The organism is Pseudomonas sp. YQ_6 (genome assembly GCF_043103245.1).
GTDB classification, from domain to species: Bacteria; Pseudomonadota; Gammaproteobacteria; order Pseudomonadales; family Pseudomonadaceae; genus Aquipseudomonas; species Aquipseudomonas alloputida.
On record NZ_JBICJR010000031.1, the window covers coordinates 19,516 to 43,327 of the forward strand.

The 23,812-nt window shown below is 62.3% G+C and carries 17 protein-coding genes; 13 read left to right on the forward strand and 4 right to left on the reverse strand.

Annotated features, from left to right (window positions below; all coding sequences use genetic code 11):
- Positions 1-88 precede the first annotated feature (88 nt).
- From pilM to ACF8FG_RS09985, 11 genes are all read left to right on the forward strand, one after another.
- On the forward strand, positions 89-970 hold the full coding sequence (gene pilM, locus ACF8FG_RS09935; protein WP_119713209.1) for a type IV pilus biogenesis protein PilM: 882 nt from the start codon (positions 89-91) through the stop codon (positions 968-970).
- Positions 967-1,503, forward strand: coding sequence for a PilN domain-containing protein (locus tag ACF8FG_RS09940; protein WP_010955628.1), 537 nt, complete (start codon positions 967-969; stop codon positions 1,501-1,503). The genes pilM and ACF8FG_RS09940 overlap by 4 nt, the downstream gene beginning before the upstream one ends.
- 11 nt (positions 1,504-1,514) lie before the next feature.
- Positions 1,515-2,516 carry a pilus assembly protein PilP gene (locus tag ACF8FG_RS09945; RefSeq protein WP_014592711.1) on the forward strand — a complete coding sequence of 334 codons (1,002 nt, stop codon included), beginning with the start codon at positions 1,515-1,517 and terminating at the stop codon, positions 2,514-2,516.
- Complete coding sequence (locus tag ACF8FG_RS09950; RefSeq protein ID WP_019439130.1) at positions 2,440-3,702, forward strand: type IV pilus secretin PilQ; 1,263 nt, start codon at positions 2,440-2,442, stop codon at positions 3,700-3,702. The genes ACF8FG_RS09945 and ACF8FG_RS09950 overlap by 77 nt, the downstream gene beginning before the upstream one ends.
- Before the next feature lie 4 nt (positions 3,703-3,706).
- Positions 3,707-4,225 (forward strand): shikimate kinase AroK, encoded by a 519-nt coding sequence (aroK, locus tag ACF8FG_RS09955; protein ID WP_010955625.1) that lies wholly within the window; start codon positions 3,707-3,709, stop codon positions 4,223-4,225.
- A gap of 96 nt (positions 4,226-4,321) precedes the next feature.
- Positions 4,322-5,419, forward strand: coding sequence for a 3-dehydroquinate synthase (gene aroB, locus ACF8FG_RS09960; RefSeq protein ID WP_041166613.1), 1,098 nt, complete (start codon positions 4,322-4,324; stop codon positions 5,417-5,419).
- Positions 5,420-5,434: 15 nt separating this feature from the next.
- Positions 5,435-7,024, forward strand: coding sequence for an AAA family ATPase (locus tag ACF8FG_RS09965; protein WP_318077543.1), 1,590 nt, complete (start codon positions 5,435-5,437; stop codon positions 7,022-7,024).
- A 373-nt stretch (positions 7,025-7,397) separates the two neighbouring features.
- Positions 7,398-11,843: a glutamate synthase large subunit gene (gltB, locus tag ACF8FG_RS09970; protein WP_014592707.1), complete on the forward strand. Its 4,446-nt coding sequence runs from the start codon at positions 7,398-7,400 to the stop codon at positions 11,841-11,843.
- Positions 11,844-11,966: 123 nt separating this feature from the next.
- Positions 11,967-13,385 carry an FAD-dependent oxidoreductase gene (locus ACF8FG_RS09975; protein ID WP_003249156.1) on the forward strand — a complete coding sequence of 473 codons (1,419 nt, stop codon included), beginning with the start codon at positions 11,967-11,969 and terminating at the stop codon, positions 13,383-13,385.
- Positions 13,386-13,579: 194 nt separating this feature from the next.
- On the forward strand, positions 13,580-14,644 hold the full coding sequence (gene hemE, locus ACF8FG_RS09980) for a uroporphyrinogen decarboxylase (protein ID WP_014592706.1): 1,065 nt from the start codon (positions 13,580-13,582) through the stop codon (positions 14,642-14,644).
- A 119-nt stretch (positions 14,645-14,763) separates the two neighbouring features.
- Positions 14,764-15,111, forward strand: coding sequence for a YgiW/YdeI family stress tolerance OB fold protein (locus tag ACF8FG_RS09985; RefSeq protein WP_014592705.1), 348 nt, complete (start codon positions 14,764-14,766; stop codon positions 15,109-15,111).
- Positions 15,112-15,178: 67 nt separating this feature from the next.
- Here ACF8FG_RS09985 and ACF8FG_RS09990 read toward each other — a convergent pair whose 3' ends face one another.
- The gene (locus ACF8FG_RS09990) at positions 15,179-16,366 is read right to left on the reverse strand and encodes an MFS transporter (RefSeq protein WP_223843617.1); all 1,188 of its coding nucleotides are present in this window, start codon (positions 16,364-16,366) and stop codon (positions 15,179-15,181) included.
- A gap of 165 nt (positions 16,367-16,531) precedes the next feature.
- On the opposite strand from ACF8FG_RS09990, the gene ACF8FG_RS09995 reads away from it, so the two are divergent.
- A complete protein-coding gene (locus ACF8FG_RS09995) occupies positions 16,532-17,431 on the forward strand; it encodes a LysR family transcriptional regulator (protein ID WP_010955618.1) in 900 nt (299 codons plus the stop codon).
- Between the two features lie 76 nt (positions 17,432-17,507).
- Positions 17,508-18,281: a ParA family protein gene (locus tag ACF8FG_RS10000; protein ID WP_003249168.1), complete on the forward strand. Its 774-nt coding sequence runs from the start codon at positions 17,508-17,510 to the stop codon at positions 18,279-18,281.
- Here the strand turns inward: ACF8FG_RS10000 and trxC are convergent.
- The 3 genes from trxC to mscK form a co-directional block, all read right to left on the reverse strand.
- Positions 18,278-18,712: a thioredoxin TrxC gene (gene trxC, locus ACF8FG_RS10005; RefSeq protein WP_318077544.1), complete on the reverse strand. Its 435-nt coding sequence runs from the start codon at positions 18,710-18,712 to the stop codon at positions 18,278-18,280. The two genes, ACF8FG_RS10000 and trxC, sit on opposite strands and share 4 nt — an antisense overlap.
- Before the next feature lie 130 nt (positions 18,713-18,842).
- Positions 18,843-20,303 (reverse strand): protein adenylyltransferase SelO, encoded by a 1,461-nt coding sequence (gene selO, locus ACF8FG_RS10010; protein ID WP_014592702.1) that lies wholly within the window; start codon positions 20,301-20,303, stop codon positions 18,843-18,845.
- A gap of 181 nt (positions 20,304-20,484) precedes the next feature.
- Positions 20,485-23,793: a mechanosensitive channel MscK gene (gene mscK / locus ACF8FG_RS10015; RefSeq protein WP_318077545.1), complete on the reverse strand. Its 3,309-nt coding sequence runs from the start codon at positions 23,791-23,793 to the stop codon at positions 20,485-20,487.
- Between the last annotated feature and the right edge of the window lie 19 nt (positions 23,794-23,812).

Sequence of the window (23,812 nt, forward strand, 5' to 3'; positions counted from 1 at the left end):
CTCGATGGGTAGCCCTGGCCCAGTGTTGCCGCGGGGTTGCGACAGGTGGCTGCGCTTGGCAGCTGCAACAGACAGCAAAGGAGTCGCGATGTTTGGACGCTTCGGCAAGGATGCCGGTTCACTCGTGGGGGTGGAAATTACGCCCGACGCCGTTCGGATAATGCAACTGCAGCAGCGCAATCGACGCTGCCGTGTGATGGGGTCGGCACAAGAGCTGTTTCAGGCGCCGCTGGCCGATGACTGGGCTGAGGCGCCTGGGGTGGTGGTGGCTGCGCTGCAGCGGGCTTACCGGCGCAGCGGCCTCAGGCAACGCCGGGTAGCGCTGGCACTGCCGGCCAGTCAGGTTATCTGCAAGTTGTGCCATATGCCGGTGGAGCAGGGCGGGGCGCAGTTGGAGGCACAGCTGCTTGCCGATGCAGAGCGGCTGTTTCCGTTTCCGCTGGAAGACCTGGCCTTGGATTTTCAGGTCATGGGGGCTTCCCATGACCAGCCGGGTTGCTCCGAGGTAATGGTTGCTGCCTGTCGGCAGAGTGCGCTGGCGTCACTCGAAGCCGTCGTCGAGGAGGCAGGCTTGCAGTTGGAAGCCGTCGAGGTCGACAACATTGCCTTGCGCCGCATGTTGCCACAGGGTGGCCTTGAGGGAGCAGCACTGCTGCGTGTCGAAACCCGCAGCGTAACCCTTCATGACTGGCAGCCGGGCAGGGCGTACCAGCGCTGTGAGCTGCAGTCGACTGGCCCGGACATGAACGGACAATGGCCAGAGCGTCTCCAGGCTCTACTGGTCGGGCAGAGCCTGCCTGCGGGGTTGTGGGTTGCCAGCAGCTTATCGATCAATTCGGGCTGGCTACAAGCCCTTGGCAGCCGGCTGAATGTGCCGTGTACCTACCTGCCTGGGCTGGCAGGGCTGGAAAATGTTGATGGGGCGATGCTCCTGGCCTGCGCCTTGGCCTTGGGAGGGCTGCGCCCATGATGCGGCTGAACCTTCTGCCCTGGCGCGAACGGCAGCGTCAGGCGGCGCTGCGGCGTTTTCGAGGCCAGTTGATTGCTGGCGCACTATTGGCTTTGTGCGCCGTGATGCTGGTCGATCAGCTGGCCCGCCAACGCGGGCAGCAGCAGGTGCTGGCCAATACCCAGCGCCAAGCGACCCTTGATATACAGGATGAGCAGTTGCAGCCACTGGCCGAAGTGCGTGCACAGCATGAAGCCCTACTTGCCCGTGCGGTGGCCCTGGAGGGCCTGCGCGCCCATCAGGGTGTATTGGCCGGTGTCTTCGCCGACCTTGAAGGAGCGCTGCCTGAAGGTGTGCAGCTAATCGGCCTGAGCCTTGATAGTGGCCGCTTGCAGGTGACAGGGTTGGCTGCCTCCGGTGCTGTGGTGGCGCAGTTCATGCGCGACTTGAACCGCTCGAACGTTTTGCTCGATCTGGAGCTCAAGCGCATCAAGAGCCTGCCGGACGGCGATGAGTTTCTGCTCACCGCTCGCGTTGCGGCGTTCTGGTCGTGAGTACAGCGCAGATGCTCGCTTGGCTGGCGGTGGTCGAGGGCTCAGGCCGCTTCCGACGGTTGGCGCCAGCGCTGGTAGCTGTGGTGCTGTTTAGCCTGGGCTGCGCGATGCGCCTGCCTGCCCTGTTACAACAGCAGGCGCGGGAGGATGCCAGGCATGTCGAGTTGAACCAGCTGCAGGCAGCCAATGCAGTGCAGTTGGCCGAACTGGAGCGGCTGAAGGCTTTAGTGTTGATTGCCGAGCAGCGGTTGCAAGAGGCGCACTGGTATCTGGCCGCCGGGGAGAGCATGAGCGACCTGCTTGAACGGCTGGCAGTGTCGGGGCATGCACATGGCTTGCTTGTCGAACGCCTCGATGTAGAGGAGGGTGAGCAACAGGCCGGATTCAGCAAGGTACCGCTGGTGGTGCAAGTGGTGGGGCGTTATCCGGCCTTGCGGCTGTGGCTGGACGACTGGTTAGGGCAGGCGCGGATTCTGCGCAGCGGTGACATGAGCCTGGCAAACGTTGATCGCCAGCCTGGACTGTTGCGCCTGCAGTTGCGGGTTGATGCCTATCACGCGGCTACGCCCATGAAGGCACCTGCAATACTGGCGCACCTGCCGGCAAGGGCCGCAATGGCTGCGCCTGAAGTGGACCCGTTTGCGCCCGCTGCGGCGCGAGCAGCCAGCGCCGGGCTGGTCGGCGTGCCGTTGGCGCAGCTGGAAATGGTCGGCAGCCTGGCGCGCGGGGCGGCACACGAGGCACTGCTGATGGCGGCTGGCAAGCTCTATCGCGTACGCCCGGGCGACCGGGTAGGGCGTGATCAGGGGGTAGTGATGCATGTAGACCAACGTCAGGTCGAAGTGCGTGAACGGCTGTTCATGGCGGGGGTATGGCACGAGCGCACGGCGTTCATCACCCTCACCAAGCGCCTGGGCAAGGAGGCCTCGGACCCGAATGAAAACGTGGATGAACTACCTGTTGGCAACCCTGCTGTCGATACCGCTGGCTTCGGCGACGCCTTACCAGGGTGAACCCCTGTCGCTGAACTTCCAGGATGTTGAGGTGCGTGCGGTGCTGCAGGTGCTGGCTGACTACGCTGGCGTCAACCTGGTCGCCAGTGATGCAGTAAAAGGCAGTGTCACTTTGCGTTTGCAGGACGTGCCGTGGGATCAGGCGCTTGACCTGGTGCTGCGCAGCAAGGGCCTGTCCCGGCGCCAGGAGGGCAATGTGCTGTTGGTGGCACCTGCAGCCGAGTTTGCCGCGCAATCGGCAGACGCCCGGGTGAGTCAGGCGCTGGATGCGCACCTGCAGCCATTGCGTCGAGAGCTGCTGCCCATTCACCACGCCAAGGCCGCCGATCTTGCGCAGTTGCTGCTGGCGGGCCTGGAGGGTGACGGCATCCCTCCGGCTAGCTTGAGTGTCGATGAGCGCACCAATACGTTGGTTGTGTACCTGCCCGCTGACCGCCTGGCCGAGATGCGCCAGCTGGTGGCGCAGTTGGATGTGCCGGTGCGTCAGGTAGCGATCGAGGCGCGTATCGTCGAAGCCAACGTCGATTATGAGAAAAGCCTGGGGGTACGCTGGGGTGGGCCGCTGTACGGCGAGAAACTGCGGCCCGGCAAGGAGCTGTTCGTCGACCTCGGTCTGGAGCGTGCCGGCAGCAGTATCGGCCTGGGTTTGTTGCGCGGTGACGTGTTGCTGGACCTGGAGCTCAGTGCCATGGAAAAAAGCGGCAACGGCGAGATCATTTCGCAGCCCAAGGTGGTCACGGCCGACAAGGAAACGGCGAGGATCCTCAAGGGTACCGAGGTGCCTTACCAGGAAACGAGCCAAAGCGGCGCTACCTCGGTATCGTTTCGCGAAGCCTCGCTGTCGCTGGAAGTAACGCCACAGATCACCCCGGACAACAAGGTGATCATGACTGTCAGGGTGACCAAGGACGAGCCGGATTACGTCAATGCCTTGAACAACGTACCGCCGATCCGCAAGAACGAGGTCAATGCCAAGGTTCGTGTGGCTGACGGCGAAACGATCGTGATCGGTGGCGTCTACTCGACTTCGCAAAACAATGTGGTCGACAAGGTGCCATTTTTCGGCGATCTGCCGTATGTTGGGCGGCTGTTTCGACGCGATGCATTACAAGAGAAAAAATCCGAGCTGCTGGTCTTCCTGACTCCGCGTATCATGAGTGACCAGGCGATTGCTGTGAGTCGTTGATTCTGTGCGAAATTTGATACTTGTGGGGCCCATGGGCGCTGGTAAAAGCACCATCGGACGCCTGTTGGCCAAAGAGCTGCGCCTGCTGTTCAAGGATTCCGACAAGGAAATCGAACTGCGATGCGGCGCAAACATCCCGTGGATTTTCGACAAGGAAGGCGAGCCGGGTTTCCGTGATCGCGAGCAAGCGATGATCGCCGAGCTGTGCGCGCTTGACGGTGTGGTTCTGGCCACCGGCGGTGGCGCTGTGATGCGCGAAGCCAACCGGCAGGCGCTGCATCAGGGTGGCCGGGTGATCTACCTGCATGCTTCGGTCGAGCAGCAAGTCGGTCGCACCGCGCGCGACCGCAATCGCCCGCTGCTGCGCACGGCCAATCCCGAGGCGACCTTGCGCACCTTGCTGGAAACCCGCGACCCGCTCTACCGCGAGATCGCCGACCTGGTTGTTGAAACCGACGAGCGGCCACCACGCATGGTGGTGATCGATATTCTCGAGCGCTTGCAGCAGTTGCCGCCCCGTTAACCCGGGACTATTCTCGGCCTCCAGCGCCGAGGCGAGGCTCAACGTTACCGCGCAGGTCGCCGGATGGCGCCGCGCCCAAGTACATTGTGGGGATACATGCAGACACTAAAGGTCGACCTGGGCGAGCGTAGCTACCCGATCTACATTGGCGAAGGCCTGCTGGACCAGCCTGAGCTGCTGGCGCCGCACATTGCGGGTCGGCAGGTTGCCATCGTTTCCAACGAGACCGTAGCGCCGCTGTATCTCGAACGCCTGAGCAAGACCCTCGGTGCCTACTCGGTACTGCCAGTGGTGTTGCCCGATGGTGAAGCCCACAAGAACTGGGAAACATTGCAGCTGATCTTCGATGGCCTGCTGACAGCCCGCCATGATCGTCGTACTACTGTGGTCGCTCTGGGTGGTGGCGTGATTGGTGACATGGCTGGTTTCGCAGCTGCCTGCTACCAGCGCGGCGTCGACTTCATCCAGGTGCCGACTACCCTGTTGTCCCAGGTCGACTCTTCCGTGGGGGGCAAGACCGGCATCAATCATCCGCTGGGCAAGAACATGGTCGGTGCGTTCTATCAGCCCAATGCGGTGCTGATCGATACCACCAGCCTCAAGACCCTGCCAGCGCGAGAGCTGTCTGCAGGCCTGGCCGAAGTGATCAAGTACGGCCTGATTTGCGACAAGCCGTTCCTCGCCTGGCTCGAAGACAATATGCAGGCACTGCGTGCCCTCGATTCGGCAGCACTGACCGAGGCCATCCGCCGCTCTTGCGCGGCCAAGGCCGCAGTGGTGGGTGCTGACGAGCGCGAGTCGGGCGTACGGGCCACGCTGAACCTGGGGCATACCTTCGGGCATGCTATCGAAACCCATATGGGCTATGGCGTGTGGCTGCACGGCGAGGCTGTCGCGGCGGGCACAGTGATGGCCCTGGAAATGTCCATGCGCCTTGGCTGGATCGACCAGGCTGAGCGTGATCGTGGAATCCGCCTGTTGCAGGACGCAGGTTTGCCGGTGGTGCCACCACAGGAAATGACCCCGGCGCATTTCATGGAGCACATGGCGGTCGACAAGAAGGTGCTCGACGGTCGTTTGCGTCTGGTGCTGCTGCGCCAGATGGGCGAGGCCGTGGTGACCGACGACTATTCGAAAGAGATTCTTCAGGCCACGCTGTCGGCGGATTACCGCGCGATCGTGGCCCAGCTTTGAGGTTGTGACAGCGCAATGACAAGTTTGCATGCCGATGAGGCCTTTCTCGACCATTACCAGTTGAGCCATGATCCGTTCGCGCCCCGCGTACCTGGCTTCAAGTTCTTCCCGGCCCAGCGCAAACCGGTGCTTGGCCAACTGCACCACCTGGCGCGCTATAGCCAGTTGATGCTGGTGGTCAGCGGCCCGTTGGGCAGCGGCAAGTCGCTGCTGCGCCAGGCCCTGGTGGCCAGCACCAACAAGCAGACTGTGCAAAGTGTGGTGGTGTCGGCCCGCAGCGCCAGCGATGCCTCCAGTATGCTCGCGCAGGTTGCGCAGGAGCTGGGTGTGGCCCAGCCCGAGGTGCAGGCGATCCTGTCGAAAGTGGTGCAGCTGGCACTGACCGGGCAGGAAGTGTATTTGCTGGTGGACGATGCGGAACAACTCGACGAGTCGGCACTCCAAGCGTTGCTGGAATTGGCGGCGGGAGTACCTGAAGGGCGTCCGCACGTGTTTCTGTTCGGTGAGCCATCGCTGATTGCCGGGCTGGATGAGCTCAATGTCGAGGAAGAACGTTTCCACATCATCGAGCTTGCCCCCTACAGTGAAGAAGAAACCCGCGAGTACCTGGAACAGCGCCTGGAAGGGGCTGGTCGGGGCATCGAGGTGTTCAGCCGTGAACAGATCGCCGATATCCATGAAAACTCCGACGGCTGGCCTGGCAACATCAATCAGGTCGCCCGTGACACTTTGATCGAAGCCATGATCGCCAGCCGCTCGACGGCCAAGCGACCAACCATGGGGTTCAAGATGCCTAAAAAACATGTGCTCGCGCTGTCCGCTGTGGTCGTGGTTGCCGTTGCGGCCGCGGTATTGATGCCCAAGAAAGGCGACAAGGCCCCTGCCGAAGCGCCGGCCGCCCAGGCCCAGTTGCCGCTGGGTGACGGCAAGCAGGGTGCTGCCATCGAGTTCTCTGGCTCGTCCCAGCCAATGCCGCTGCCATTGGTTGGCCAGTCGCAGCCGGTGATGCGCGAGCCGCTGGCCCAGGCCGCAGGCATGGGCGAGGGTGAAGAGGGAGGCCCGGCTGTCGACACCGCGCTGCAGCCTGGCAACCCGCCACCGACCGTAACTACCATCGCGCCGCCCCAAGGTGTGCCGGCTGGCCCGGCGCCTGCGCCTGCCCAGCCCGTGCAGTCGGTTGCGCCTGCACCGAAGCCTGTTGCAACCCAGTCCGCCAAGCCGGTTGCGCCGGCCAAGCCAGCGCCGGCGCCGACCCAGGTCGCCGTGGCCAAGCCGGCTGCCAAAGCTGCCGAAAAACCAGCCGCCGCTGGCGCTGGCAACAGTGGCTGGTATGCCGGACAGAAGCCGGGCAATTATGTGGTGCAGATCCTTGGTACCAGCTCCGAGGCGTCGGCCCAGGCTTACGTCAAGGCCCAGGGTGGCGACTATCGCTACTTCAAGAAAAACCTGCAGGGCAAGCCCTTGTACGTCGTGACTTACGGCAGTTTCGCCAACCGCGACGCAGCGGTTGCGGCAATCAAGAACTTGCCAGCGAAGGTCCAGGCTGGTAAACCTTGGCCACGTACCGTCGGCAGCGTCCAACAAGAGCTGGCCACGGCCCGCTGATACCTTCCGGGCGGCATCACCCCGCCGCCCAGTAGCTAAGCGAATTCTAGCTTTCGACTAGCCTGCTGCGCCCGAGCGCGGCAGGCTTTTCTGTCCCGGACTGCCGGCCACAAGCCCCTAGTTGCAGTCATGGCTGAAACGCTTCAGACTCGAGCCAAGCCGCTATCACGGCGCATGGCGCAAAAACATTCAAAATTGCGACATAAATTTTCAGGTATGAGACATGAAAATTTGTGAGCGTCGCTGTCGCTGTGCAACAATGGTTTTCCATGACCACCGCAAAAAAGCTGGCGTTTGATCGGCGTGGATGGTAAGTGGTTGTTAAAAAAGAGATTTACCTCCGTTGAGAGGTGAACCTGGTGAGAATGTGTCTATGAAAACAGGTCTGTACCATCCCGAAGAATTCAAGGACAACTGTGGTTTTGGCCTGATCGCCCATATGACGGGTGAGCCGAGCCACCACCTTCTGCAAACTGCCATGCAGGCGCTGACGTGCATGACCCACCGCGGCGGCATCAATGCCGACGGCAAGACCGGTGACGGTTGCGGTCTGCTCATGCAGAAGCCCGATCAATTCCTGCGTGCCATGGCCCAGGAGCACTTCGCTGTCGAGCTGCCCAAGCAGTACGCCGTCGGCATGGTGTTCTTCAACCAGGACCCGGTCAAAGCCGAAGCTGCCCGCGCCAACATGGACCGCGAGATCCTCGCCGCCGGCCTGAAACTGGTCGGCTGGCGCAAGGTGCCGATCGACACCAGCGTCCTCGGCCGCCTGGCCCTGGAGCGCCTGCCGCAGATCGAGCAGGTGTTCATTGGCGGTGAAGGCCTGAGCGACCAGGAATTCGCCATCAAGTTGTTCAGTGCCCGTCGTCGTTCGTCGGTGGCCAACGCCCACGACGCCGACCACTACATCTGCAGCTTCTCGCACAAGACCATCATCTACAAAGGCCTGATGATGCCGCGCGATCTCGCGGCGTTTTATCCAGACCTGGGTGACGAGCGCCTGCAAACCGCGATCTGCGTGTTCCACCAGCGCTTCTCCACCAACACCCTGCCGAAATGGCCGCTGGCGCAGCCGTTCCGCTTCCTCGCCCACAACGGCGAGATCAACACGATCACCGGTAACCGCAACTGGGCCGTGGCTCGTCGCACCAAGTTCGCCAATGACCAGATCCCGGACCTCGAAGAGCTCGGCCCGCTGGTCAACCGCGTCGGTTCCGACTCGTCCAGCATGGACAACATGCTGGAACTGATGGTCACCGGTGGCATCGACCTGTTCCGCGGCGTGCGCATGCTGGTACCGCCAGCGTGGCAGAACGTCGAGACCATGGACGCCGACCTGCGCGCCTTCTACGAATACAACTCCATGCACATGGAGCCGTGGGATGGCCCGGCCGGTATCGTCATGACCGAAGGCCGCCACGCGGTGTGCCTGCTCGACCGTAACGGTCTGCGCCCGGCGCGCTGGGTGACCACCACCAATGGTTACATCACCATCGCCTCGGAAATCGGCGTATGGGGCTATCAGCCTGAGGAAGTGCTGGCCAAGGGCCGTGTCGGCCCGGGCCAGATCCTTGCCGTGGACACCGAAACCGGCCAGATTCTCGACACCGACGCCATCGACAACCGCCTGAAGTCGCGGCACCCGTACAAGCGCTGGTTGCGCCAGCACGCTACGCGTATCCAGGCGACGCTGACCGACGACCAGGGTGTGGCCAGCTACGACGCTGACCAGCTCAAGCAATACATGAAGATGTTCCAGGTCACCTTCGAAGAGCGTGACCAGGTACTGCGCCCGTTGGGTGAGCAGGGCCAGGAAGCCGTTGGCTCGATGGGTGACGACACGCCGATGGCCGTGCTGTCGCAACGCGTGCGTTCGCCGTACGACTTCTTCCGCCAGCAGTTCGCTCAGGTGACCAACCCGCCGATCGACCCGCTGCGCGAAGCGATCGTGATGTCGCTGGAAATCTGCCTGGGTGCCGAGCGCAACATCTTTCAGGAGTCCCCGGAGCACGCTTCGCGGGTAATCCTCAGCTCGCCTGTCATCTCGCCCGCCAAGTGGCGTTCGCTGATGAACCTGGAGCGCGAAGGCTTCGACCGCCAGCTGATCGACCTCAACTATGAGCAGGGCGTTGGCCTGGAAGCGGCCATCCGCAACATTGCCGACCAGGCCGAAGAAGCTGTGCGTGGGGGCAAGACCCAGCTGGTGCTGAGCGACCGTTATATCGCCCCGGGCAAGCTGCCGGTGCACGCTTCGCTGGCCGTTGGTGCAGTGCACCACCGCCTGACCGAACAAGGCCTGCGTTGCGACAGCAACATCCTGGTGGAAACCGCTACCGCCCGTGATCCGCATCACTTCGCCGTGCTGCTGGGCTTCGGTGCCTCGGCCGTTTACCCGTACCTGGCGTATGAAGTACTGGCTGACCTGATCCGTACCGGCGAAGTGCTGGGTGACTTGGACGAAGTGTTCAAGTACTACCGCAAAGGTATCTCCAAGGGCCTGCTGAAGATCCTGTCCAAGATGGGTATCTCCACCATCGCCTCGTACCGCGGTGCACAGCTGTTCGAAGCCATCGGCCTGGCCGAGGAAGTGGTCGGCCTGAGCTTCAAGGGCGTGTCCAGCCGCATCAAGGGTGCGCGCTTCGAAGACCTGGAGAACGACCAGAAGCTGCTGGCGGCCGAAGCCTGGAGCGCTCGCAAGCCGATCCAGCAAGGTGGCCTGCTGAAGTTCGTCCACGGCGGCGAATACCACGCCTACAACCCGGACGTGGTCAACACCCTGCAAGCCGCCGTGCAGCAGGGCGACTACGCCAAGTTCAAGGAATACACCACGCTGGTGGACCAGCGCCCGGTGTCGATGATTCGTGACTTGCTCAAGGTGAAAGTGGCCGACCAGCCGCTGGCGCTGGAGCAGATCGAGCCGCTGGAGGCGATTCTCAAGCGTTTCGACTCGGCGGGTATCTCGCTGGGTGCACTGTCGCCGGAAGCCCACGAAGCGCTGGCCGAGGCCATGAACCGCCTGGGCGCACGCTCCAACTCTGGTGAAGGCGGCGAAGACCCGTCGCGCTATGGCACCATCAAGAGCTCGAAGATCAAGCAGGTGGCCACCGGCCGTTTTGGTGTGACCCCGGAGTATCTGGTCAACGCCGAAGTGCTGCAGATCAAGGTTGCCCAGGGCGCCAAGCCGGGTGAGGGCGGCCAGTTGCCGGGCGGAAAGGTCAACGGCCTGATCGCCAAGCTGCGTTATGCGGTACCGGGCGTGACCCTGATCTCGCCACCGCCCCACCATGACATCTACTCGATCGAAGATCTGGCCCAGCTGATCTACGACCTCAAGCAGGTCAACCCACAGGCGCTGGTATCGGTCAAGTTGGTAGCCGAAGCAGGCGTGGGCACCATCGCCGCGGGTGTGGCCAAGGCCTATGCCGACCTAATCACCATCTCCGGTTACGACGGTGGTACCGGTGCTTCGCCGCTGACCTCGATCAAATACGCCGGCGCCCCTTGGGAGCTGGGCCTTGCGGAAACCCACCAGACCCTGCGCGGCAACGACCTGCGTGGCAAGGTACGGGTGCAGACCGACGGCGGCCTGAAAACCGGCCTGGACGTGATCAAGGCGGCCATCCTCGGCGCCGAAAGCTTCGGCTTTGGTACCGCGCCAATGATTGCCCTGGGCTGCAAGTACCTGCGCATCTGCCACCTGAACAACTGCGCCACCGGCGTGGCCACCCAGAACGACAAGCTGCGCAAGGACCACTACATCGGCACCGTCGACATGGTGATCAACTTCTTCACCTTTGTCGCCGAAGAAACCCGCGAGTGGTTGGCCAAGCTGGGTGTGCGCAGCCTTGGCGAGTTGATCGGCCGTACCGACCTGCTCGAAGTACTGCCAGGTGACACCGAACGCCAGCAATACCTGGACCTGTCGCCGCTGCTGGGCAGCTCGCACATTCCTGCGGACAAACCGCAGTTCTGCGAAGTCGACAAGAACCCGCCGTTTGACCTGGGCGAGTTGGCCGAGAAGATGGTTGATATGGCCATGCCGGCCATCCGCGACCAGGCGGGTGGCGAGTTCAGCCTCGACATCTGCAACTGCGACCGCTCCATTGGTGCGCGTGTGTCGGGCGAAATCGCCCGCCTGCACGGCAACCAGGGCATGGCCGCGGCGCCGATCACCTTCCGCTTCAAGGGGACTGCGGGCCAGAGCTTTGGTGTGTGGAACGCCGGTGGCCTGAACCTGCACCTGGAAGGCGACGCCAACGATTACGTCGGCAAAGGCATGACCGGTGGCAAGATCACCATCGTGCCGCCAGCCGGCAGCCCGTTCGAAACCCAGCACAGCGCCATCGTCGGCAACACCTGCCTGTACGGTGCCACTGGCGGCAAGCTGTTTGCCGCAGGCACTGCGGGCGAGCGCTTCGCTGTACGTAACTCCGGCGCCCATGCTGTTGTTGAGGGCACTGGCGATCACTGCTGTGAATACATGACCGGCGGCTTTGTCTGCGTTCTGGGCAAGACCGGTTACAACTTCGGTTCTGGCATGACTGGCGGCTTTGCCTACGTGCTCGACATGGACAACAGCTTCGTCGACAAGCTCAACCACGAGCTGGTGGAAATCCAGCGTATCAGTGGCGAAGCGATGGAGGCCTACCGTAGCCACCTGGCGCGTGTCCTTGCCGAGTATGTGGATGAGACCGGCAGCGAGTGGGGGCGCGAGCTCTCGGAGAACCTGGACGACTACGTGCGGCGCTTCTGGCTGGTCAAGCCGAAGGCAGCCAACCTGAAGCAGCTGTTGTCCAGCACCCGTGCCAACCCGCAGTAAAAACAGCTGCAAGTGGCAAGCCTCGAGCTGCAGGTAATGGCAGTACGAGGTTTGCCCGGCTTAAGTGATCGTCTTGCGGCTTGCAGCGTGTAGCTTGCAGCTGCTGTAAAGAGGTTTTGAAAAATGGCTGAACGTCTGAATAACGACTTCCAGTTCATCGAAGTGGGCCGAAAGGACCCGAAAAAAAAGCTGCTGCGCCAGCGCAAGAAAGAGTTCGTGGAAATCTACGAACCGTTCAAGCCGCAGCAGTCCGTGGAGCAGGCGCACCGCTGCCTGGGCTGCGGTAACCCCTATTGCGAGTGGAAGTGCCCTGTACACAACTTCATCCCCAACTGGTTGAAGCTGGTCTCCGAAGGCAACATCCTGGCTGCGGCGGAACTGTCGCACCAGACCAACACCCTGCCGGAAGTATGCGGCCGTGTTTGCCCGCAAGACCGCCTGTGCGAGGGTGCCTGCACCCTGAACGACGGTTTTGGCGCGGTGACCATCGGCTCGGTGGAGAAGTACATCACCGACACCGCCTTCGCCATGGGCTGGCGTCCGGACATGTCCAAGGTCAAGCCAACCGGCAAGCGCGTTGCCATCATCGGCGCCGGCCCGGCGGGCCTGGGCTGCGCCGACGTGCTGGTGCGCGCCGGGGTAACCCCGGTGGTGTTCGACAAAAACCCTGAGATCGGTGGCCTGCTGACCTTCGGTATCCCCGAGTTCAAGCTGGAAAAGACCGTGCTCAGCAACCGCCGTGAAGTGTTCACCGGCATGGGCATCGAGTTCCGCCTGAACACCGAGGTGGGCAAGGACGTGACCATGGAACAGCTGCTCGCCGAGTACGACGCGGTGTTCATGGGCATGGGTACCTACACCTACATGAAAGGCGGCTTCCCGGGTGAAGACCTGCCGGGCGTGCATGACGCACTGGACTTCCTGATCGCCAACGTCAACCGCAACCTGGGTTTCGAGAAGTCGCCGGAAGACTTCGTCGACATGCAGGGCAAGAAAGTGGTGGTGCTGGGCGGTGGTGACACCGCGATGGACTGCAACCGTACCTCGATCCGTCAGGGTGCCAAGGCGGTGACCTGTGCTTATCGTCGTGACGAAGCCAACATGCCGGGTTCGCGCAAAGAGGTGAAGAACGCCAAGGAAGAGGGCGTGAAGTTCCTCTACAACCGCCAGCCCATTGCCATTGTGGGTGAGGACAAGGTCGAAGGCGTCAAAGTGGTCGAGACCCGCCTGGGCGAGCCTGATGCCCGTGGCCGCCGCAGCCCTGAGCCAATCCCGGGCTCCGAAGAGATCCTGCCGGCAGACGCCGTGGTAATCGCCTTCGGCTTCCGCCCGAGCCCTGCGCCGTGGTTTGAACAGCATGGCATTCAGCTGGACAGCCAGGGCCGTGTGGTTGCCCCGGAGAAGGGCAAGTTCAAGCACCAGACCAGCAACCCGAAAGTGTTTGCTGGTGGCGACATGGTGCGCGGTTCGGACCTGGTGGTGACTGCGATCTTCGAAGGGCGTACGGCTGCCGAGGGTATCCTGGACTACCTCGAAGTCTGACGTTCGACCTGTTCGCGGGCATGCCCGCTCCCGCAGGGTTAAGCGCAGAACCCGTGGGGGCAGGTATGCCCGCGAAGCTTTTGTATACAAAAATGCTTGATCTGTGGCATCCAATAGACAAAACACATGGCCATGGCCGTGCCTTTTGCGCTGGTGTCTGAGAAAATGCCCGCACTATTTTTCCGGATGCCGACATGACTGCCCTGAAGAACGATCGTTTCCTGCGTGCACTGCTCAAGCAACCCGTAGACGTTACCCCGGTGTGGATGATGCGCCAGGCCGGCCGCTACCTGCCGGAGTACCGCGCCAGCCGCGCCAAGGCCGGTGACTTCATGAGCCTGTGCATGAACCCGCAGTTCGCCTGCGAGGTCACCCTGCAGCCGCTGGACCGCTACCCGCTGGACGCAGCGATCCTGTTCTCGGACATCCTTACCATTCCTGATGCCATGGGCCTGGGCCTGTACTTCGAAACCGGTGAAGGTCCGCGTTTCAAGAAGGTCATCAGCACCCCCGCCGACATCGAAGCGCTGCCAGTCCCGGACCCACAGAAAGACCTCGGTTACGTGATGGACGCGGTCAGCACCATTCGCCGTGAGCTCAATGGCCGTGTGCCGTTGATCGGCTTCTCCGGCAGCCCGTGGACCCTGGCCACCTACATGGTCGAAGGCGGCTCGTCGAAGGACTTCCGCAAGACCAAGGCCATGGCCTACGACAACCCGCAAGCCCTGCACCTGCTGCTGGACAAGCTGGCCCAGTCGGTCACCAGCTACCTAAACGGCCAGATCCTTGCCGGGGCCCAGGCCGTGCAGATCTTCGACACCTGGGGCGGCAACCTGTCGGCGGCGGCCTACCAGGAGTTCTCACTGGCCTACATGCGCAAGATCGTCAGCGGCCTGATCCGCGAGCACGAGGGGCGCAAGGTGCCGGTGATCCTGTTCACCAAGAATGGTGGTTTGTGGCTGGAAAGCATCGCCGACGCAGGTGCCGACGCACTGGGCCTGGACTGGACCTGCGAGATCGGCGACGCCCGCCGCCGCGTGGGTGACAAAGTAGCCTTGCAAGGCAACATGGATCCGACCGTGCTTTACGCCAAGCCCGAGGCCATTCGCAAGGAAGTGGCGCGCATCCTGGCCAGCTATGGCCACGGCACTGGCCATGTGTTCAACCTTGGCCATGGCATTACCCCGGAAGTCGACCCGGAGCATGCCGGCGTGTTCATCAGCGCCGTGCACGAGCTGTCGGCGCAGTATCACCAGTGAGGTGACACGCGGAAACCAAAAGCCCGGCCATGTGCCGGGCTTTTTATTTTGCATTAAGTTTTAATTCAGCGATCGTCGTTAATCTGGCCCCATCGAAACCGAAACAGGACCCGATCCTCATGAAAATCCGTCATCTCGCCCTCATCCTCGCCCCATTGTTCAGCACGGGCGCATTTGCCGCTGGCTACACCGGCCCTGGCGCACAGTCGGTAACCACGGTTGCCGCCGCGAACGACGCCGCCGATGACACCCCGGTTGTGCTGCAGGGCTTCGTGACCAAGAAGATCAACAACGACGACAAGTACGAGTTCAAGGACAACACCGGCACCATCACTGTTGAGATCGACGATGAGGACTTGCCGCCGACGCCGTTCAACGACAAGACCAAGGTGAAGCTGACCGGTGAGGTGGAAAAGCACCTGATGAGCCGGGAAGTGGATGTGGATATTGTCGAGATCATCAACTGATCTGATGGCCTCTTCGTGGGCACGCCCGCCCCCACAGATTGTGGGTGCGGGCGTGCCCACGAATGCATCACACCGTTTTGGGTGGTAACTTGCTCAGGTGTAACGCCACCAGCAATGCCACCGCCAGCAAGCTGCCAATGAACAGCCCGATCCCGTTCCAGCCCCACTGGTGCCAGAACACCCCGCCCGCCGTACCGGCCACGCTGGAGCCAGCGTAGTAGCAGAACAGGTACAGCGACGACGCCTGCCCCTTGGCCTTCAGCGCCCGGCGGCCGATCCAGCTGCTGGCCACCGAGTGCGCACCAAAGAAGCCGAAGGTGAACACCAGCATGCCCACGATCACCATCACCAGTGGACTGGCCAGCGTCATCAGCAAGCCAACCGCCATTACCACGATACTGGCCCAGAACACCTTGCGCCGTCCCAGCTTGTCCGCCAGGGCGCCGACCTGTGCCGAACTGTAGATGCCCGACAGGTAAACCACCGACAGCAAGCCGACCAGTGCCTGATTCATGTGGTAGGGCTCGGCCAGCAGGCGGTAGCCGATGTAGTTGAACAGCGTGACGAAGGCGCCCATCAGCAGGAAGGCTTCAAGGAACAGCCAGGGCAGGCCTGCATCTTTGAAGTGCATGACAAAACCGTCCAGCAGGCTGCGTGGGTTCATCGTCTGTGCGCGGAAATTGCGTGATTCCGGCAGCACCTTCCAGAACACCAGCGCGGCCACCAGGGCCAGGCCGCCGATGGTCAGCATCGCCGTGTGCCAGCTGACGAAGTCGATCAGTACGCCCGTGATGAGCCGCCCGCTCATGCCGCCAATCGCGTTGCCGCCGATGTACAGGCCCATGGCCAGGCCAATGTGTTGCGGGTGGATCTCTTCGCTCAGGTAGGTCATCGCCACTGCCGCCAGGCCGCTCAGCGACAGGCCGACCAATGCGCGGGTGGCCAGTACCAGCTCCCAGCTGGGCATCACTGCGCTGGCCAAGGTGGACAGGGCGGCGCAGACCAGCGCGAACACCATCACGGGCTTGCGTCCGATGCGGTCAGAAATGGGGCCGGTGATCAGCAGGCCGAACGCCAGCATGGCGGTGGACACCGACAGCACCAGGCTGCTCTGCGCCGCGTTGATGGCAAACTCCCTGGATAGCAGAGGCATCATCGGCTGTACGCAGTACAGCAAGGCGAAGGTGGCGAAACCGCCGCTGAACAAGGCCAGCACGGTTTTCATGAAGGCGGGTGTGCCTTTTTCGATCCACATTTCGGTCAGGATGGCAGGTTTTGGCTCAAGGAGGAGGGGGGCTACTGCAGTTTTCACGGGCGGGTACCTCTGGCGCAATGAAAAAAGCATATAGCTGGCTAACGATTAGATCCAATATATTGTTCGACCTATTTGAGATGTTTGGCGACTTGTTTGGAGCGGATCATGGAACTGCGTCATCTGCGTTACTTCATTGCAGTGGCCGAAGAGCTGCACTTTGGCCGCGCCGCCCAGCAGCTGGGTATTTCCCAGCCGCCCTTGAGTCAGCAGATCCAGGCCCTGGAGCAGGAGTTGGGGGCCCGGTTGTTCGATCGTACCAACCGTCGTGTAGAACTGAGCGAGGCCGGTCGATTGTTCCTCGAGGAAGCGCGCCAGGTATTGGCGCAGGTGGAGAAGGCTGCGGATGTTGCCCGGCGTGCGCAGTTGGGCGAGCTGGGGGAGATGAAAATCGGTTTCACTTCCTCGGCCCCGTTCACCTCGAAAATCCCCAAGGCCATTCATGCCTTCCGTCAGCGCTTTCCGGCGGTGCACCTGAACCTCAAGGAAATGAGCAGCCGTGACGTTGCCGAAGGGGTATTCGACGAGTCCATCGAGGTGGGGTTGATGCGGCCGATGCCGCTGCCGGAGGGGTTGGTGGCCACCGAGTTGTTCCGAGAACCGTTGGTGGCGGTGATCAATGCCTCGCATCCGCTGGCCGAGGGCACTGAGCAAGGCGTCTACATGGCGGCGTTGGCCCCTGAGCCCTTCGTGTTCTTCCCGCGCAGTTATGGCAGCGGCTTGCATGCACAATTGCTGAGCCTGGCGCGGCATGCGGGTTTCAGCCCCCATTTTGCGCAAGAGGCAGGGGAAGCGATGACCATCATCGGCCTGGTCTCGGCGGGGCTGGGGGTGTCGGTGTTGCCGGCATCGTTCCAGCGCATGCGCATAGAAGGGGTGGTGTACCGCACCTTGCTCGATGAAGAGGCGATGACGGCGGTGTGGCTGGTGCAGCGCGAGCGTGGTCATTCGGTGATGGCCAAGGCATTTGCCGAGTTGTTGACAGGGCAGGTGGTCGGTCAGGCGTGATGCCGGTCAAATGGCACTGGTCATTGCCCCACTGCCGCCACATACTCGGGCATTCGTTGATACACGGAGGTCAATCATGCGGCGCGTGGTGTTCAATCAGAAAGGTGGCGTGGGCAAGTCGAGCATTGCCTGCAACCTGGCGGCGGTCAGTGCCAATGAAGGCTACCGGACCTTGTTGATAGACCTGGATGCCCAGGCGAACTCGACCCAATACCTCACCGGCCTGACCGGCGAGGACATCCCCATGGGCATCGCCGACTTCTTCAAGCAAAGCCTTTCCAGCGGGCCGTTCAGCAAGAAGAACAAGGTCGATATCTACGAAACCCCGTTCGACAACCTGCATGTGGTCACCGCCACTGCCGAGCTGGCCGACCTGCAGCCAAAGCTGGAGGCAAAACACAAGATCAACAAGCTGCGCAAGTTGCTCGACGAGCTGGATGAGGATTACGAGCGTATCTACATCGATACCCCGCCGGCGCTTAATTTCTATGCGGTTTCTGCGCTGATCGCTGCCGATCGCGTGCTTATCCCCTTCGACTGCGACAGCTTTTCGCGCCAGGCCCTGTATGGCCTGCTGGCCGAGATCGAAGACCTCAAGGAAGACCACAACGAAGACCTGGTGGTCGAAGGCATCGTTGTGAACCAGTTCCAGTCACGTGCCAGCCTGCCGCAGCAGATGCTCGACGAGCTGCTGGCCGAAGGTTTACCGGTGCTGCCGGTGTACTTGGGCAGCTCGGTGAAAATGCGCGAATCGCACCACGCCAGCCTGCCGCTTATTCACCTGGAGCCGCGGCACAAGCTGACTCTGCAGTTTGTCGAGTTGCATTCGCTGCTTGAGGAGAATGCTTAAACCCCGTGGTTACGCAGCCACTCCAGCAGGGACTGGAGTGGAAACGCCCCGGCCTGGCGGCTGACTTCACGGCCGTTCTTGAACAGCAGCAGGCTGGGGATCGAGCGTATGCCCAGTTGCCCTGCGAGGTTACAGTTGGCTTCGCTGTCGAGCTTGGCCAGGCGGCAGCGGCCAGCAAGCTTCCGGGCGGCCTCTTCAAAGGTGGGCGCGAATGACTTGCACGGGCCGCACCAGTCGGCCCAGATGTCGACCAGCAGCGGCAGGTCGCCTTTGATCTGGCTGGCATAGCTGGCCTCGGTGAGCTCGAAAGGGGTGCTCAACAGCACGTCCCGTTTGCAGCGACCGCATTTCGGCGCATCGCCCAGGCGCTCGGCGGGCAGGCGGTTGAGGCCGTTGCAGTGGGGGCAGGGGATTACCAGTGGGTCGGTCATTTCATCTCCGGTGTTGGGTTCACGGTTTCCTTGTGGGAGCGGGCGTGCCCGCGAACACCGGCGAAGCCGGTGCAATCCATCACGTTGCCTGCTTCGCGGGCAAGCCCGCTCCCACAGGATTCGGCGCTAATCAGGAAGAGCAGCTGATTTCCAGGTGCTTGCCCCACTCCGGCGGTCGCTCGGCGTAGGCCTGCATCCCGGGCTGTTCCTCGAAAGGCCTGGTCAGGACTTGGTGCAGCCGTCGAACTTCACTGTAGTCCCCCGCCTCGGCCGCTTCGATGGCTTTCTGCGCCAGGTAGTTGCGCAACACGTACAGCGGGTTTACCGCATGCATCCGCTCACGGCGGCCTTCAGCATTGTCGGGTTCACGCCCACAGCGGGCCAGGTAGTCTGCGCCCCAGGCATCGAAACCGGCCAAGTCGATAAAGTCATCGCGCGCCACCTTCAGCGCCTCGGCCACCGGCTGCTCACCCAGTGTGCGGAAGAACAGGCTGTAGTCCACGCCACCGCGTTGCATGCACTGCAGCAGGCGCTCGACCAGCGCCATGTCATCATCTTCGGCAGTGGTCAGCCCCAGGCGTCGGCGCATCAGGTCCAGGTAATGGACCTGGTACAGCGGCAGGAACAGGCCCAACGCTTCCTTCAGTGGCTCAACTTCGATCACGGTGGTCAGTGCCTGGGCCAGCGCGCTGAGGTTCCAGTGGGCGATGGGCACCTGGTTGGCGTAGCTGTAGCGGCCACGATCGTCGGAGTGGTTGCAGATGAAGTTGGCGTCGAAGTCATCCAGGAACGCATAGGGGCCAAAATCGAAGGTGATGCCGAGGATCGACATGTTGTCGGTGTTCATCACGCCGTGGCAGAAGCCATACGCCTGCCAGCGGGCGATCAGTTCGGCATTGCGCTCGACGATGGTGCGGAACATGGCCAGGTAAGGCTGCTCGGCGTCACGGCATTCGGGATAGTGCTGTTCCAGCACATGGTCGATCAACACGCGCTGCTGCTCGGGCTGCTTGGTGTAGTAGAAGTACTCGAAATGACCGAAACGCACATGGCTCTGCGCCAGACGCGTCAGCATGGCCGCACTTTCACGGGTTTCGCGCCACACCGGGGTGCTGGAACCGATTACGCACAGTGCCCGGCTGGTAGCGATACCCAGGGCGTGCAGGGCTTCGGAGGCGAGAAACTCGCGGATCGACGAGCGCAGCACGGCGCGGCCGTCACCCATGCGGGAGTAGGGTGTCTGGCCAGCGCCCTTGAGGTGCAGGTCCCAGTGTTCGCCTGCGTCGTTGAGCACTTCGGCCAGCAGCAGGCCACGGCCGTCGCCCAGACGCGGGTTGTACGAGCCGAACTGGTGGCCGGAATAAACCATCGCCCGAGGGTCGGCCTCTTCCCACAGTTTGTGGCCGCTGAACAGTTCGGCGAACACCGGCAGCTCGGCCTGGGCGGGGTCGAGGTCGAGCAAGGCCATGGCCGACTCGCTCGCTACCACCAGGCGCGGGTCTGCAATGGGCTCGGGCAGCACCTGGGTGGAGAACGCATCGCCCAGGCGGGCGAAGCGGTTGTCGAAGGTGAGTTGGTCGAGGGCTTTCACGGGACTGCTCCTTGGAATCGGTGCCAATGGGGCCGCTGGCGGCCCTTCGCGGGTAACCCGCCCCTACAAAGAACATGCAGCGCCTGAAAGCCGTGCGGTCCCTGTGTAGGAGCGGGTTCACCCGCGAACGAGGGCGAAGCCCTCGCAGCCATCTTGCACACAATAAAGCATTCGAGCCTATTCAGGCCGAAGCAGTGCCATCCGATTTCGGCTGCTCCATCGGAATCAATTGCTGTTTGCTGCCCTTCGCATCCATCAGGAACACCTCTACCTGGCGTACCGAGATCTTGATGTTGTGGGCCTTGAACTCGCGGTTGATGTAGCGGTTGATCTCGTCCAGCGTCGGGTTGCGGTCGCCCAGGTCACGCACGTGCATGCGCAGTTCGTGGTCCAGCGAGCTTTCGCCGAAGTTGAGGAAGTACACGATCGGTTCCGGATCCTTGAGCACGCGTGGGTTCTCATGCGCGCCCTTGAGCAGCAGGTCGCGCACCAGGTCGAGGTCTGAGCCATAGTCGATGCCCAGCTTCAGCGTCACCCGGGTGACCGTGTCGGTCAGCGACCAGTTGATCAGTTGGCCAGTGATGAAGGTCTTGTTGGGGACGATGATGTCCTTGCGGTCGAAGTCGGTGATGGTGGTGGCACGGATGCGGATCTTGCTTACCGTGCCCGACAGGTTGCCGATGGTGATGGTGTCGCCAATCCGTACCGGGCGCTCGAACAGGATCATGATGCCGGAGATGAAGTTGGCGAAGATTTCCTGCATGCCGAAGCCCAGCCCTACTGACAGCGCAGCCACCAGCCATTGCAGCTTGTCCCAGCTCACCCCCAGGGTCGACAGGGTGCTGACGATGCCGATGCCGACGATGGTGTACGACAACAGCGTGGTGGTGGCGTAGGCACTGCCCTGGGCCAGGTTCAGGCGAGACAGCACCAGTACTTCCAGCAAGCCTGGCAAGTTGCCGGCCAGGGCGAAGGTAATGCCGACGATCACCAGCGCGCCGAGCAGGTCGCCGAGGCTGATCGGTACCATGCTGGCGGCGGCGCCGGTGCCGCTGGTGTATTCGTAGAGGACGAAATTGTTGAGGTAGGCGAACACCGAGATCAGGTCTGCCCATACCCAGTACAGGCCGGCGATGAAGCCGCCGAGCAGGGCCAGGCGGATCAGGCGCAGCGACTGCTGGTTCACCTGTTCGATATCCAGCGTTGGCTCTTCGGTGATGACTTCGCCATCCAGCCCTTCCTTGGCTGCCGCACGCTTGGTCAACGCACGCTGGTAGGCCAGGCGTCGTGCAGCTACCGACAGGCCGCGCACGAAGGCAGCCTCGATCACCAGCCAGAACAGCAGCAGGTACAGGGTGTAGATGAGTCGGTCGGTAAGCTTCAGTGCGGTGTAGTAGTAGCCGAAGCACACGGCGACGAACAGGGCGATGGGCAGGGCGGTGAATGCCACCCCCACTGCCCTGCGGAATAGCGAGGTGTCACGGTGTGCCGGGCTGCTGAGCAGCAGGCGGCTGAGCAGCCAGGCCATCAGCGCATAGCAGGTCAGCACCACGCCGATGCCCAACACGTCGTCTGCCAGTGCCGAAGGTTGGTGCTCGGCCACCGCCACCACACCGACCAGTGCCAGCACCACGGTGCCCAGGCGGCGAACCCAGCCGCGCAGGAACTCGACCTGCGGTTTGTGCCAGCGGAAGTGGACTTCCGCCACGCCACCCGGAGCGAGGATACGGTAGGCGGTGTAGAACACCAGCCAGGCCTGGGCCAGCTGCCAGAGTGCGGCGCCCAGGTTGGCATTCTGCCCGCGGGCGTCGATCTGCAGGGCGTAGCTGCACAGCGCCAGACCAAGGCTGACCGGCATCGCCAGCAGAATGTTGATAAGGATTGCCTGGGGCGTGTGCCATTGGCTGTCACGGCGGAAGTGGCCGATATCCTGGTGAACTTTGCCTAATCGTTGGTAAAGGTATTTGCGCCGCCACAACAGCGCGCCGATCACCAACAGCAGCGGCAGGAACAGCAACGGGCGCTGGCTCAGGCCATCGGCCAGCTCTTTCAGGCTGGAGCCCCACGGCAGGTTGGCGACCTGGTCGGCCAGGCGCTCCGGCACGTATTGCAGCCAGTCCCAGTCCAGTGGCTTGTTGCTGGGGATCCAGAACATTTGCTCGTCGAGGGTGGTGCGCAGGCTCTGCGCGGTGCCCAGCAGCTGCTTCTGGTTGAGCTGCAGGGTGATCGATTCGTTGAGCAGCGCCGACAGTTCGCGGTTCAGCCGCTCCAACAGGTCGCTGCGGGTGATGGCCACTTCCAGCAGGGCCTTGCGCAGCTGCGGTGTCACATCTTCCTGCGGTTGCGCCGCCAGCAGCTTGTCGACGTAGGTGACCGGGCTGCTCATCTGCTCGCGTTGCTGGTTGACTTCGAACTGGTACAGGCGGGTGTCGGCGATCTGGTCGGCCAGGTCGCGGTCGACCTTCAGGTGCGGCAGGGTCTGTTTCTGTTTATAGAGAATCTTCGACAGCAGCAGGCTTCCCTTGAGCACGTTGATCTGCTCGTCAAGCGCCTGGTCGGCCTGGGTCAGGCTGTCGAGCTGCTGCTTGGTGCGCAGGTTCTGCTGGGTCAGTTCGTTAAGGCGGTCGGTGCTCTTGAGCAGGTAGTCGGAAAGCTTGAGGTTGATCGCGCTTTCAGTGGCCAGCAGGCTGCTGCCGCCGGCCTTCTGAGCCTCGATCGACTGCTGGGTGACGGCTTCCTGGGACTGGGCCAGGCGTTTGGCGTTGATCAGCGTCTGCAGGTCCTGGATTTCCTGCTCCAGGCGCGCAGCGCGCTCGACCAGCAGGTCGTGACGCGCATTGCCAAGGTCTTGCAGCAGGCTGTTGCCGGCCAGTTCCTGGCGGCGCAGCAGGGTCAGCGCGTTGAGCGAGGCCAGCTCGGCGTTGAGCTGGTTGCGCTGGTCGGCATTGATGGCTTTGCCACCGTCCTTGCCGGTTTTGAGGATGTTGTTGATCTGCTGGGTGCGGGTCTGGCTGCTGCTGATTTCGGCCTGGGCGCGCTCGGGGCGGGTTTGCGAGTTGATGATCAGGCTGTTGGCTTCAGACAGCGCCTTTTGCAGCTCGCCCTGCAGCGTGTTGCGTTCGCTGAGCATCTGTTCAAGCTGCGGCACGGTGAGGTTGGCGTAGCGCTGTGCCACCGGTTGTGCCTTGGTTTCCTTGAGCTTGGCCAACTCCTTCTGGCTGTCGCTGGTCTCCTTGGGGGCACTGCTCAGCTGCTGCTTGAGTGCAGCCAGTTTCTTTTCGTTGTCTTCCTTGGCAGCAAGCAGGCTCAACGTTTGTTCGAGCACCTGCTGCAGCGCCTTTTGGTCTGCCTCGGGCAGCTTGCGCTCGGCGATCTTGTCGAGGCTGTTCTGGATACTGGCGGTGGTCGGGGCTTCTGCCGCGCTAGCCGCAAAAGCAAGGGATAGGCACAACCCGAGCAGGGCTGTGCGAAGGTACACGCGCAGGGACATAGGCAGACTACTTGTGGAT

What these genes read in the sequence shown, in the direction of transcription:
- ACF8FG_RS09950 (WP_019439130.1), top strand. Translation starts at nt 2,440, where the DNA reads ATGAAAACGTGGATGAACTACCTGTTGGCAACCCTGCTGTCGATACCG.
- mscK (WP_318077545.1), bottom strand. Translation starts at nt 23,793, where the DNA reads ATGTCCCTGCGCGTGTACCTTCGCACAGCCCTGCTCGGGTTGTGCCTA.
- hemE (WP_014592706.1), top strand. Translation starts at nt 13,580, where the DNA reads ATGACTGCCCTGAAGAACGATCGTTTCCTGCGTGCACTGCTCAAGCAA.
- ACF8FG_RS10000 (WP_003249168.1), top strand. Translation starts at nt 17,508, where the DNA reads ATGCGGCGCGTGGTGTTCAATCAGAAAGGTGGCGTGGGCAAGTCGAGC.
- aroB (WP_041166613.1), top strand. Translation starts at nt 4,322, where the DNA reads ATGCAGACACTAAAGGTCGACCTGGGCGAGCGTAGCTACCCGATCTAC.
- ACF8FG_RS09985 (WP_014592705.1), top strand. Translation starts at nt 14,764, where the DNA reads ATGAAAATCCGTCATCTCGCCCTCATCCTCGCCCCATTGTTCAGCACG.
- ACF8FG_RS09995 (WP_010955618.1), top strand. Translation starts at nt 16,532, where the DNA reads ATGGAACTGCGTCATCTGCGTTACTTCATTGCAGTGGCCGAAGAGCTG.
- pilM (WP_119713209.1), top strand. Translation starts at nt 89, where the DNA reads ATGTTTGGACGCTTCGGCAAGGATGCCGGTTCACTCGTGGGGGTGGAA.
- gltB (WP_014592707.1), top strand. Translation starts at nt 7,398, where the DNA reads ATGAAAACAGGTCTGTACCATCCCGAAGAATTCAAGGACAACTGTGGT.
- trxC (WP_318077544.1), bottom strand. Translation starts at nt 18,712, where the DNA reads ATGACCGACCCACTGGTAATCCCCTGCCCCCACTGCAACGGCCTCAAC.
- ACF8FG_RS09975 (WP_003249156.1), top strand. Translation starts at nt 11,967, where the DNA reads ATGGCTGAACGTCTGAATAACGACTTCCAGTTCATCGAAGTGGGCCGA.
- ACF8FG_RS09945 (WP_014592711.1), top strand. Translation starts at nt 1,515, where the DNA reads ATGCTCGCTTGGCTGGCGGTGGTCGAGGGCTCAGGCCGCTTCCGACGG.
- ACF8FG_RS09940 (WP_010955628.1), top strand. Translation starts at nt 967, where the DNA reads ATGATGCGGCTGAACCTTCTGCCCTGGCGCGAACGGCAGCGTCAGGCG.
- ACF8FG_RS09990 (WP_223843617.1), bottom strand. Translation starts at nt 16,366, where the DNA reads ATGTGGATCGAAAAAGGCACACCCGCCTTCATGAAAACCGTGCTGGCC.
- ACF8FG_RS09965 (WP_318077543.1), top strand. Translation starts at nt 5,435, where the DNA reads ATGACAAGTTTGCATGCCGATGAGGCCTTTCTCGACCATTACCAGTTG.